Source organism: Sporosarcina psychrophila, assembly GCF_001590685.1.
GTDB lineage: Bacteria > Bacillota > Bacilli > Bacillales_A > Planococcaceae > Sporosarcina > Sporosarcina psychrophila.
The window spans coordinates 4,125,500-4,138,536 of the sequence record NZ_CP014616.1; the positions used below are offsets into that span (position 1 = coordinate 4,125,500).

8 protein-coding genes and 1 riboswitch are annotated in these 13,037 nt (G+C 41.7%); of the genes, 2 read left to right on the top strand and 6 right to left on the bottom strand.

The window, feature by feature from the left end; genetic code table 11:
• Positions 1 to 904: 904 nt before the first annotated feature.
• Positions 905 to 2,065 carry a polysaccharide deacetylase family protein gene (locus AZE41_RS19295; RefSeq protein ID WP_067213032.1) on the bottom strand — a complete coding sequence of 387 codons (1,161 nt, stop codon included), beginning with the start codon at positions 2,063 to 2,065 and terminating at the stop codon, positions 905 to 907.
• Between the two features lie 98 nt (positions 2,066 to 2,163).
• The gene (locus AZE41_RS19300) at positions 2,164 to 2,781 is read right to left on the bottom strand and encodes a 3'-5' exonuclease (RefSeq protein WP_067213035.1); all 618 of its coding nucleotides are present in this window, start codon (positions 2,779 to 2,781) and stop codon (positions 2,164 to 2,166) included.
• A 239-nt stretch (positions 2,782 to 3,020) separates the two neighbouring features.
• Positions 3,021 to 3,119, top strand: a riboswitch (guanidine-I (ykkC/yxkD leader).
• Between the two features lie 75 nt (positions 3,120 to 3,194).
• Between AZE41_RS19300 and AZE41_RS19305 the strand changes: the two genes are divergently transcribed.
• Together AZE41_RS19305 and AZE41_RS19310 are read left to right on the top strand one after the other, a co-directional pair.
• The gene (locus tag AZE41_RS19305; RefSeq protein ID WP_067213037.1) at positions 3,195 to 3,536 is read left to right on the top strand and encodes a DMT family transporter; all 342 of its coding nucleotides are present in this window, start codon (positions 3,195 to 3,197) and stop codon (positions 3,534 to 3,536) included.
• Positions 3,536 to 3,850, top strand: a complete 315-nt coding sequence (locus AZE41_RS19310; protein ID WP_067213040.1) for a DMT family transporter — start codon at positions 3,536 to 3,538, stop codon at positions 3,848 to 3,850. Before AZE41_RS19305 ends, AZE41_RS19310 begins: the two co-directional genes overlap by 1 nt.
• Positions 3,851 to 4,001: 151 nt before the next feature.
• On the opposite strand, the gene AZE41_RS22405 is transcribed toward AZE41_RS19310, so the two are convergent.
• The 4 genes from AZE41_RS22405 to AZE41_RS19330 form a co-directional block, all read right to left on the bottom strand.
• On the bottom strand, positions 4,002 to 9,563 hold the full coding sequence (locus AZE41_RS22405; protein WP_156476109.1) for a S8 family serine peptidase: 5,562 nt from the start codon (positions 9,561 to 9,563) through the stop codon (positions 4,002 to 4,004).
• A 525-nt stretch (positions 9,564 to 10,088) separates the two neighbouring features.
• Positions 10,089 to 10,559 (bottom strand): general stress protein, encoded by a 471-nt coding sequence (locus tag AZE41_RS19320; RefSeq protein WP_067213042.1) that lies wholly within the window; start codon positions 10,557 to 10,559, stop codon positions 10,089 to 10,091.
• Between the two features lie 165 nt (positions 10,560 to 10,724).
• On the bottom strand, positions 10,725 to 12,023 hold the full coding sequence (locus AZE41_RS19325) for an efflux RND transporter periplasmic adaptor subunit (RefSeq protein ID WP_067213045.1): 1,299 nt from the start codon (positions 12,021 to 12,023) through the stop codon (positions 10,725 to 10,727).
• Positions 12,016 to 12,711 carry a hypothetical protein gene (locus AZE41_RS19330; RefSeq protein WP_067213048.1) on the bottom strand — a complete coding sequence of 232 codons (696 nt, stop codon included), beginning with the start codon at positions 12,709 to 12,711 and terminating at the stop codon, positions 12,016 to 12,018. The genes AZE41_RS19325 and AZE41_RS19330 overlap by 8 nt, the downstream gene beginning before the upstream one ends.
• Between the last annotated feature and the right edge of the window lie 326 nt (positions 12,712 to 13,037).

The following is a 13,037-nucleotide window of genomic DNA, read 5'->3' on the forward strand; positions in this document are numbered from 1 at the left end:
TTTACCGTTGGCTGGTCGGGTGCTGGATATGATTGGTTGGGCTTAGGATATGCTCGGTTCTGTGGGGTTTATGATTGGTTGCTCAGGGTTATGCTTGGTTCAATGGGAGATATGATCGGTAGCATAGGGATATGCTTGGTTCAATGGGAGATATGATCGGTAGCATAGGGATATGCTTGGTTGAACAGGTTATATGATTGGTTCGACATCATATATGATCGGTTTCCCGCTTTGGTGGAAGGTATGATTTTAGATCTATGCATTTGACTTAAATCTGCTTTTGGCCGAGGCCAAAAGCTTCCTTTCTAATTAGTTTTGGATTGCTCGCGCCGGGATATGCTCGGGGATACGGGAGATATGATCGGTTGTATGGGGATATGCTCGGTTGCCCGGGGATATGCTTGGTTCCGTGCGAGATATGATCGCTTGCCTGAGGATATGCTCGGTTGCGCGGAAATATGCTCGATTGCCCGAGGATATGCTCGGTTGCGTGAGAGATATGATCGATTGCCTGAGGATATGCTCGGTTGAATGGCAGATATGATCGCTTGCCTGGCGATATGCTTGGTTATGTGAGAGATATGATCGCTTGCCTTGGGATATGCTCGGTTGCGCGAGAGATATGATCGGTTGCCTGAGGATATGCTCGGTTGCGCGAGAGATATGATCGGTTGCATGAGGATATGCTCGGTGCTGTGGGAGATATGATCGCTTGCCCGAGGATATGCTCGATTGAATGGGAGATATGATCGATTGCTTGAGGATATGCTTGGTTACGCGGGAGATATGATCGATTGCCTGGGGATATGCTTGGTTGCGCGAGAGATATGATCGTTTGCCTGAGGATATGCCCGCTCCCCGTTTTCCCACACACAAAAACCGCCTGCAAGAGGCGGTTTTTTGGTTATAATGTGGTGTCGCTTAAGAAGTTTTGGATGATGTGGTGCTCGGGTTCGTATGTTTTGATGGTATAGCCTTCTTTTTGTAGCCATTCGATGATTTCTGGGAGAACTTTTGCTGTTTGACTGCGGTCGTGTAGCAGGACGATGATGTTACGGTCGCCGGATTTATTGGCTTTATCGACACCGTCACGGACGTTTTTAATGATTTTGTCAGCTTCTTTGTCGGTGTATTTCCAGTCATTGGAGTCGACGTCCCAGTCCCACATTTTGTAGTTGTATTGGTTGAGCTCTTTTTTCATGGCCGGTGTGACGTGCGGTTTGCTACCGTATGGAACACGGAGTAGTTTAGCATCGATGCCGGTCATTTTGTTGATGAGTTTGGTTCCTTCGGTCATTTCATCGATGAATGATTTGGTGGATTTATATACTTTGTCTTTGTCGTGTGTCATGCTGTGCGTGCCGATGTAGTTACCATCGCCAGCCACTGTTTTAACGATGTCCTCGTTTTTTTTCATGTGTTTTCCTAGGAAGAAGAATGTACCGTGGACGTTATATTTTTTCAGTGTTGCGTTGTTGATTGTTGTGAATTTATTGGGGCCGTCATCAAAGGTCAAGTAGATTGTTGTTTCGGATTTCGCTCCGGGCTTTTCTGGCTTAACTGGTGGTTTGGCCGGCTGTTTTTTATCCAACAATTGTTTAACATGTTTTTCGTAATCTACATGGCTCATATGCTCGTAGTCATCACGATAAATACGCAACGTTTTCATTTTTTGGATGTATTCTACTTTGAATCCCGTCACTTTTGCGATGTATTTTGCGCTAATGAAAAGCGTGCCGTTAACGTCGACGATTGGAGTCCAACTGAGTTCCACACCGTCTTTCGATGTCAATTTTGTTGAAGCATCATAGCTGATAACGGTGCCTCTTTTTCGAAGATAAGTGATGCCTTCTTCTTTTTCTACTGGGATGTAGAGTACTTTTGTGATTTCGCTAAGTGGGATCTTCATATCGTTATCGATGACCTGGACGTCTTTAAAGTCCAATAATCGATCATGAAGTCCTATGTAATGTGTCGGCTTTTTCACCTCTGCCTCGCCTACAATTGTGCCGTAAACTAAACTTATAACTAATGCTGTACAGATGGCCCACACATTTTTCCTCACTTTAATTTCCCCCTTTCCATTCATTTAATTTCCTGTTCTTACCTTAACAAAAATCTGCCGCCAGTCAGAGCCGACTTACTAGATTATGCGAGTTTATTTTAAAAATGCTTTTTCACGCAATATTGATAAATGGCTGCTGTTGCCACACAATCGCCGATGGCATCATGGGCATCGTGTTCGAGCTGTAGAAATTCTGTCAATGTGGTTAGTTTATGGTTGGGGGCTTCGGTGATTTTTTTTCTAGCTAGTTTGACGGTATCGATGACGATATACTCGGGAATGCTTATGCCATCGATGTTGTCGAGTGCATAAAGGAAACCCATATCAAACGATGCATTGTGAGCAATGATTGGTAAATCTCCGATGAATTCGAGTAGTTCTTCAATTTTTTGATTGATACTCGGTGCCAATTCAACTGTTTCGTTTGAAATGCCTGTAAGTCGTGTAACTGTCTCTGGGATATGACGGAAGGGGTTGATGAACGTATTAAACATGTCTTTCACTTCATGATTTACATACCTAATGGCACCAATTTGAATGATTTTATCAGCGCCTGCACGCAAACCCGTCGTTTCAAAATCGAGTACGATGTAATCATTCACTAATTGGGAGGATGATTTATATTTCTTATCTTTTGCGGCTCTTCTTGCTCCCCAATTTTGTTGCTTCGGTTTCCTTTCAAGTAATTCGATCGCTTCTGTATTCCAGCTTGTCATGGGTGCACTTCCTTTTTTTCGGTTATTGTCCTTTGTTTAGTAGTAATTCTCCTTATACTATTTAATACCCTTTTTTATAGCGCTTAATCTTCAAATAAAATGGATAAAAAAAGCAGCCTACTTCGGACCATTAAGGACAAGTGATTGTACATGAGGTAAATTAAAATCATGTCTTGTTTATAATGTTGTACATTTGACTACGATTTAAAAGTGTGTATAATACAAGGTAATTACATACTTTGAATGTTTTCTAGGGTTCCGCAACTGTCAGTGTTGGTCTGGTCCGAGAGAAAACTCACAGCTATGCTGTGTCACGGAAGGATAAAAGCCTGGGAGGAACTGTTTTTTAACAGTTATCTCTTGGGCTTTTTTTGTTTTTGATGGGCACGAATATAAACGGAGGTGTTAGTTAAATGAATACAGATTGGGTTAAAGTAATAATCGCTGCTTTTTTCGAAGTTTTTTGGGTTATTGGATTAAAACATGCAAATGACTTTTGGACTTGGACTGGAACAATTATTGCTATTATCGTTAGTTTTTATTTAATGATTATGGCTGGAAAAAAACTACCTGTTGGAACTGTCTATACGGTTTTTGTTGGACTAGGTACAGCAGGAACAGTTTTTTCCGACATCATATTTTTTGATGAACCATTTAAATTAGCAAAAGTGCTTTTAATTTTGGTTTTATTAGGTGGAGTCGTTGGTTTGAAATTAGTGACTCAAGATAGCGATAAAGAAGGAGCTGAATCTTAATGGCGTGGGTTTCTTTGATTGTTGCAGGTTTATTTGAAATGTTTGGTGTTGTAATGATAAGTAAATTGCATAAAGACCGTAATTGGCAATCGGTGCTATTTCTAACTCTCGCGTTTGGTGCTAGTTTTGTGTTTCTTGCTTATTCAATGAAAACACTTCCTATGGGTACGGCTTATGCAATTTGGACAGGAATTGGTGCGTCTGGTGGAGCAATTTTAGGTATGCTTTTATATGGTGAATCAAAAGATTGGAGAAGACTTATTTTTATAGGCATGGTCTTAGGTGCTGCAATAGGTCTAAAACTCGTCTCATGATAGAGTTTTTAGATTGTAATAGGAAGAAGTTAATTTGTTTTTTATTAAGTGAAATAAAAGCTGAACTAAAAAAATCTTTAGTCCAGCTTTTATTTTTAATCTATCTACCTAATCGGGGAGCATATCAAACTCAATGAGCTCCTTTTTTTAATTAATAGCTGATAGCGACAAAGTTACCCGCGTGGTTCGCTGTGGAAGTATTGATCACAACGAAACTACCTGGACCAGTCGCTGTGAATTCAAGTACTCCATTGTTGTATTTCGCTTTTATTGTGTTAGTTGAATGTAGATCTCGTACCGCTATTTTGTTGTTCTTAATCACTTTAGACGCGTCTATCGGGAGAACGATTTCGATTTTCTCATTGAATTGATTCAACGCAAATCGATTATCGCCAGTACCGCCCTCAAGATTAACGATAAAGTTTTCTGAAATTGCATCTGCTATAGAAGATGCATTTGCTTCGCTTAACGTGATTGTAGCATCACCGCCAGCTTGTTGCATAAGTTTCTCGACTGCTTTTTTCGAGAAGAAGAATGACGTTTCGCCTCTAGTGACGAATAAGCCTTTCTTAGCATTAACGATTGTATTTAGGATTGTTGAGTTGAATTCGATTGCGATTTCCTCTCCATTTTCAGGTAGTGCAATGAAGATTTCTTTTGCCTGTTTATCGTTCACATAAGCTGCAATTTCTGCTTCTGAAACACTATATTTCTGAGCTCCTGGTGACTCAGGTACCTCAGGCGCTTCCGGTACTGAAACCATTTCGACTTTGACGAAAATGGTTGCAACGTCATTGCCATAAGAAGCTGTGATTGTTGTTTCACCAGCGCCGACTGCAATGATTTGGCCTTGCTGAACATCGATGACAGTTGAATCGAACCCGCTATATGCAGCAATTTCTGTCACGTCTGTCGATGTCGCCTCACCATTTTTCGTTTCAATCGATTGAACTGAAATGCGAGAAGATTCCCCGACTACCAATTCAAGTGCTGCTGGGTTTGTGATCAATTCTGTTGTGATTATTACGTCTTGTTCGACAATCGCTGTGACTGTCGTTGTGAAGTTCGGGTGTGAAACTGTAATGACCGTTTCGCCTGGTCCGACTGCTGTGACTAACCCTTTACTTAATGTGACGACTTTAGAATTCGCAGATTTAAATTTAGAATCTGCTATCACGTTTTTCTCTGTGACAGAGCCGTCAGCTTTTGTTGTTTTTTCTATTACTGTTAATTGTTCAGTTGCGCCTGCTTTAAGTACGACGCTGTTTTTATCGACTGAATAGGTGATTACGTCTTGCTCGACAATCGCTGTGACTGTCGTTGTAAAGTCCGAGTGTGTGACAGAGATGGCCGTTTCGCCTGGTCCGACTGCTGTGACTAACCCTTTACTTAATGTGACGACTTTAGAATTCGCAGATTTAAATTTAGAATCTGCTGTCACGTTTTTCTCTGTGACAGAGCCGTCAGCTTTTGTTGTTTTTTCTATTACTGTTAATTGTTCAGTTGCGCCTGCTTTAAGTGCGACGCTGTTTTTATCGACTGAATAGGTGATTACGTCGCCTTTCACGTTCAGGTAGACAAGGATTGGATCCTGATCTGGGATTGTGACAAGTACTTGTGTTTGACCTCCTGTAATCGCTGTGACTAGACCTTTTTGAACTTTTGCAATTTTATTGTTGACGACTTTGAATGAAGTTGTTGCTGTGACGTCTTTTTTGCTCGTTTGTCCTTTCGGAGTCAGCGTTGTTTCTGTCACTTTCAACTGTAATTGGTCGCCGACATTCATTTTCACATTTGTTTTATTCACTTTGTACGTAATGATATCCTGAGGAAGTTTCACTACCTCAACGTAAACGTAGATGGCTTCCTCGTTTGGAATCATAACACGGACTTGTGTTTGGCCTTCTGCAAGTGCTGTTACGAGTCCTTTTTTGACTGTAGCAACTTTATTGTTGACTGCATTGTAGCTGCCATTTCCTGTGACGTCTTTTTCAGTGACTGTGCCATCCGCTTTTGTCGTCGTTTGGGTGACGTAAAATTGTTCTGATTGGCCAACACCGATTGTTAGGTTCTTTTTACTAACTGAATAAGTAACCTGATCTTGCGGTGCTGCTGTCACTTCAAGGTAAACGTACATATCTTCTTGTCCTGGAACCATGACGCGTGCTTGCGTTTTACCTGCCGCAAGTGCTGTGATGAGACCTTTCTCGAATTTTGCAATATCGCTGTTGACGACATCATAATTCACTGTTCCTGTTACGTCTTTTTCAACGACTGAACCATCAGCCTTTGTCGTTTTTTGTGTGACGAAGAGTTGTTCTTGTTGACCAACGCCTATTGTAAGATTCGTTTTGCTTACAGAATACGTAACTTGGTCTTGACCATCTTTCGCTGCCACTTCGACTGCGATTGTTGCTGTGAATTCTTTGTAGCTTACTGTGATTGCTGTTTTACCTGCGGCGACTGCTGTTACTGCACCATTTTTAACTGTTACAATTTTTTCATCAGCAGACACGAATGTTGCTTCTGCTGTGACATTTTTGTCTTCTTTTGTTCCGTCCGCTTTTGTTGTTGTTTCAGTTACTGTTAGGTTTTCTGTACCGCCTACTTGCAGTGCTAGTTCTTCTTTATCCACAGAATACTTGACGCCGGTTCCATCATCGACTAGTACTTTTTCTGCGGCATTGCCTGCAGCGTCAACATATTTCACTTTGACACTGTTATCTTTTGTTAACGTACCAACGTCGATTGTAAATGATCCGTCTTGTGCTAATTTAACAGGACCGGACGATTTCACCGTGTCGTTTTCCATCACTTCGTAACTTGCTTTGAGTTTCGTATTTACGTCATAACCTAAATCATAGTTTACAAGTTCAGCTTGGTAGTCAATATACTTGTCAATGATTTTACCTGTTGCAGCTGTACCTTTAAGTGCTCCTTCAATTGTACCGGCTTCAGATTTCACGACGACCGGACCAACGTAGCCACTAAGAATTGCTGGTTCGCCTGAAACTGTTTGTCCAGTGAAGTCAATTGTGTAGAGTCCATCAGGAATTGTTGTTTGAGCTGCACCTTCAGTCCAAGGTTTGTAATTTCCTGCCACGTTAAGCGTGTAAGAACCGGCTGCGAGCGAAGTACCTGCATGTAAGTAGCCGATATAGCCGTCTCCATATTCTCCACCTTCAGGATCCATGATATCCCATAGTTCGATGTAATTTGTTGTGACATCGCCTGTCAGTTTAAATGACAGAACAGCCGAGTCTTTTATACCGTCATTGTTGAATGAAAGATCTGTTTCCGTGATTGCGAAGTTTTCAAATGCAGATGCCGGTGCTCCGCCAAACTCTGCTGCGAATGGTAATGAAACTTCAGTACCCTCACCGTTAATGTGAATATAGCCCAGAATTTCGGAACCTGGTGGTGCGTTTGCTTTTTTCGAAGCCGTTAATGTAACTGTTAACAATTGCTCGCCATTCAATGTGAATGCTGATTTGTCGACGGTCACTTTTGCATCTTCGAATGATTTCGTAACATCGACGGTTACATTATAATTTCCTCCGTTACCTTTCATATCTTTTACAAGAATGTCTTTTGTAACGGAAATGTTTTTTTCTTTGATTGATTGAGGACCGAAAGTGACTGTCCCTTTAATATTGTCGACAATTTCACCGCTTGTATCCAACACTGCCTCATCCATTGCATATGCAAGGATAGTCGGATGCGCTGCTGCATAAGCTTGCACACGTCCTGCACCTTGAGACATGACATCGTATTTGGTCGTATCTAAAATTTTTGCGCTGTTGGATAGCGCGACTTTCACGTCAAAAGCATTCCAACCTGGATTTGCTTGCTTAACAAGTGCTGCAATTCCTGCAATATGCGGTGTTGCCATTGATGTACCTGTTTTACGTGTGAAAGCTTCTTCATAACTTGCAGCTGGAAAATCTGCTTTGTACATTGGAATTGTTGACATGATATTCGTTCCAGGCGCACTAACGTCTGGTTTGATATCAAAGTTTGGAGTCGACGGCCCACGTGAACTGGAATCGTTGACATTATCTCCAATTGTCATTGTTTTATTGAAATTAGCGAACGTTACAGTTCCTTGACCACCTTTAAGAGCTGCACGAATTGCATCTCCGTCTGTTTGTGACAAATCATAAGATGGGATGAATTCAAATGCATCTCCTAAGAATGTTCCAGAAGCGTTCGGTGCATTTGAACCGCCTGTAAAGTTATGGATAAGAATTGCAATTGCGCCTGCTTCTTTTGCGACGGCAATTTTGTCGACGAATGCAATATCTCCTCGGGAGACAAGTGCTACTTTCCCGTTAACGTCGAGTCCGTTATAGTCAGCTTTAGTACCCATTCCAGGTACTGCTAGGACTTCATATTCACCCGACAATTGCGTTGCTAAATCTGCTCCAAATGTAGTTCCCATTAAGTTGATGGTTTTTGATAATTGATAGTCTCCGACTGTTACATGTACATTGCTGTCAAAATTCGCTTCAGGATTCGTTGTGTTGCCAACTGCAATTCCAAGACGTGCTGTCGACGGTGTACCCATCGTTCCACGTTTCGGACCCGAGTTTCCTGTTGCGATTACGGAAATCGTTCCGGCCATCATCGCATTATTGATGGCAAATGAACCTCCGTCAGTTTCAGAATTTGCTCCCCCACCAAGTGAAAGATTGATAACATCCATCTTTTGTTTGACTGATTCTTCAATTGCAGCGATGATTCCCGAAGTAGATCCGCTACCGTAAGCTCCCAGAACGCGGTATGCGTAAAGATCTACTTTCGGTGCAATCCCTTTAACCCCGTACGGATTCGCCCCGATTGCAGCAATTGTTCCTGCCACGTGCGTACCATGTGATGTGTAGAAAGCGCTTCCAGTTGCGCTAAATTCAGGTGTTCCCGCTGGTCGTTCAACAGGTGACGTTTCCGATGCATCATTATCTGCACGGGTTCTTGTATAAGTAGCAGAATTTGGAATGAAGTTCTTTCCGCCTTTATAAATACCAGCAAAGTCAGGGTGATCTTTGTCAATTCCTGTATCAAGTACAGCGACTTTAATCCCTTGTCCTTCAATTCCTTCAGCCCAAAGCCTTTCAATTCCTAGGAATGAAATGCTGGTGTTCATATTCGCATCTACTGTTCCAGATGAAACTGGAGCTTCAAATGCATGCACTTCAGTATCCGGTTCAATTAATGTAACACCTTTAATAGCTAGTAACTTTTCAAGATCTCCTGCTTGTACAGTCGCAGAAAAACCATTTAGTACAGTATCGTACGCGAATTTCTCAGTAAAATTAATGTTTTTCACTTGCATCTCTTTTTTCATAGCTGTCTGTTGCGTTTTCACTTTCTTTTTCACTGCCGTTGCTTCTGCAGAAGTGAATGTTTTCCCCGCTAACTCTTTAATCCCCTGTTCAAGTGCAACTGGCTTTTCGGATAAATGAACAATAACTGCGACTTGTCCATTTCCAGTTAACCCTTGTAAGTCTTTGTGTAACTTGGAACCACCATCCAACAGATTTAATTGTTCGGCGATAGCTGCTTTCTGTTGCATAATGCTTTCGCTGTGATTATCCGGCTTGAATGGTTTTGCCTTTTCTGCATTTGCCGATGCAGTGAATGGCGATAGTAGTGAAAGCACCATTGCAAGAGCTAAAAATGCGCTGAAAAATTTAGTGAAATTACCCCTCTTCAAATCCCATCTCCCCTTTACCCGTTTATTCGCACTTAACAAAATAGTGCAACATAAAGAATCTATCATAATAAAAATAGATTTAATATGATACAAAACGTGTATTTCGGGGAAAATCATGCGTTATTGAAAAAATCGTTCAAAGGGACTTCGTAAGAATCAAAGAATAGTAGTCCATACGATTTATGGATAATAGTGGAAACCATTCAATGGTCCTAGCACTCTAATTTCTGCTTTTCTGAAACGACGTGCGACAGATATAAAATTTTCAATGAAAATCAATAAATTTAACGCACTACAAAGTGGGAAAACGATCATATATCACGACCAACCGACTATATAACTTGTAAACCGATCATATCTTTTGCAAGAACAATCATATATCTACACGACCAATCATAATCGCTGCATGACCAATCATATCTCCTTGCCAACCAATCATATGTACAACTTCCCCCTGTCAGCCTCCGAACCACAAACAGACAGCCACCCAACTAAAATTGGGTGGCTGTCTGCATTTATATGACATTAGACGATTGGGGGAAATCGATCATTCGGTCTTGAATAGTCACCATCAAGAAGGACCAGGATTTTTCCTTCATTGAAGTAATCGTTGTAGCGGTTCGCTTCTTCTTCAGGGATACCCATGCCGATAAGTGCTCCGGCTAGTCCGCCAACTCCCGCTCCGGCAGCTGCGCCAGTAATGCCTGCTACAATTGGGCCAGCTGCGATGATTGGGCCAATTCCTGGTATTGCGAGTGCACCGATTCCCGCGAGCACGCCGCCAAGTCCTCCTAGAATTCCGCCAGTTGCTGCCCCTGTGGCTGCACCATCTGCTGCATATGTTCCTGTTTCTTCTGCAATAACATCCGCATTTGCTGTATGTTTACTCATAACAGATATGTCATCTGACACATATCCTTGTCTTTTTAAATCTTCAATTGCCGCGATTGCTTCAGTTTCTGTATCATAATAGCCAACTACATGTCGTGTTACCATCTCATAACGCCTCCTAGTATTTTTCAATAAGCTATTTGGCTAGCTAGTATTGAAAATACCCTTTCTAGTTCTTCTAAAACCTTTCAATTGCTACATTCCTATTACAGTTTCGTAACGAAAGAATAGTAGAGCATCAAAAACCCCCGAAGATTCGGGGTTCTGATGTCATCTTATAAGTATATATTTCACGTAATTTTTCCACCCGAATGCTCTCCATTGTTTTTTTGAAGGCAACTCTGTAGGCAATGACATGAATACCGTAGGTGAATATCCATACGTAGCAAGTTCAGGTTCATAAACAACTACATCTCCAAGATTGAGACCTTGCGACACGACCGCTCGAGTTTCCCATGTGAACGGTGTCGCAATGGCCACTTGTTTAGCACGACCTTCATTATCAATTATCCATGCATACGCCGTTTCTTTGTACAAGTCATGAAGCCACTTTTCTTTCACTGAAGTGACATCCAGCGCTTCATTGACAATAACGATTGCATTGACATTTGTTCCAAATGGCACCGATTGATCAGTAGCATCCGTCAAAATTCGTACTTCATAATAAGCAAGTGGATTCTTCACTTTGGTTTTGTCGAGTTCTTTGTAGGCTTGGAGCCATTCGTTGTCGATTGCAGGTGCCTCGGAAACAGAAAGAACCGTTCCTTCTACCGCATTTTCGATGCTATCCCCTTGGATTAAGACCTGATCACCATTTCGGATTTTTTGCCACTCGTCATTTTTTGCATATGTGACAATCACTTTTTGTGAGCTGAAAATATCAACTGACAGCGTGGAACCGGTACGCGTTACTTTAGAAACTATACCGTCAACAGGGCTAATTAGAGCAGGTCTTCCTGGATTTTGTGATAATTGCGCCTCAACAACTGTTTGTTGGCGTTCAATTTCTGCAAGATCCTGTTCAGCCGCTGCGATTGCCTGTGCAAATGATCCGTCCTGCTTCACATCTACCTGGACATCAACATTCAGTCCTACTTCCACTTTTTTGTCGGTTGTATTTTCCGACACGTTATCTTTGCGATTCACATTCGAAGAACTATCCGATTGAGCTTCCTCCCGCTCAGACTCAAGACCTGATATCATGCTTCGAACAGATGATGTCTGTTGTTGAAGAGCCTCGCGTTCGGCTTCCCAAACAGCGCGCTGTCCTTCTGCACGTTCTGTTTGTAGAATAGCAATTTCTTCCCCCACTGTAACGGGATCGCCTTCTTTAACTAGCCACGAATCTACCGTATCGTCATTACCGACGTATACTGTATAGGTTTCTTCGGGAGCAACAAAGCCTTCTTTAGCGAGCTCCTCTCGGTGATCACTGCTTGTCATACGTTCATAGCGTTCGACATATACTGATTTGGTGATGACGCTTTTATCGGAAAATAGCAGATAAAAATTCACTGCTAGAAATGCACTGATTGCGACAGCGATAGCAATATTCGTCACTTTATTCACTACCAACACCCCCTTCTACAAAGGAATGGTACAAGCTTTCTAGTGGAATAAATCCAATAGCCGCAACTATAAGTGCCATTGCTACGTGGATTCCTATAAGTATCCAGATAAACCCTTTGCGTTCGGTATGACCCGTATACGCACCGATAAACCGTGATTGAAGTGCAATGATAAGTGCAGTTGTCACTGTCAATTGATTGAGGAATAGAATGATATACCAGGAATCGAGAAATGTTATCGCAAGTGGACCAAATGATAGGAATGAAACACTTGTTGTTGCTCCCTTCATCGTAAAGACAAGAAGCAAAACTGCTTTCTCGAGTAATAGAATACCCGTCACAAGTAGTTGTAAAGGTAATAACTTTTTAAACGGAATTGCCGTCAATCGACTTAATATGTATGCAAAACCAAAGAAATGAAACGCCATATACATAAGGGCCCACATGAGTGCACCAAGTACTGATACATATCGTGCAATTGTATAGTCTGTTGTGGTCATTGTGGAAAGGAGTGCTGTGATTGACTCTGTATTCATTCCCCATATATCACGAACGGCGAATAAAAGAACACCGAAAAAAGCTATGAATAACACACGTTTTTTGAAGCCGCGCATTGAAGAATTTTCAAGTTGGTTTGCCAACTGATGTGGATTCGTCAAGAAATGCCAAAACTTAAAGTCAAAAAACATTACGGTAATCCCTTTCTGCTCACTATTGCTGAATTTGATGAAGTCACCTTAACAAAGAAGATTAAACTACAATTCCTCCCCGTCGACCTAAGCCCACGGCGGATAGTACAAATTTTGAAACGAGATAATCTCTCAAAAGCTTAGGGTCGACAGGCATAAGATGAAGATGCATCGTGACGGATTTTGCCACAGAGTAGCTTTGACTTATGACCCGAACTCCTAAGCACGGATACTGGACGTGCTCAAGCGCAATCCAAAATCCAAGCGAATTTACGCCGAGACGTAATTGATCTACTATGATTACTTTAGCAAAAATTGAGAGATTT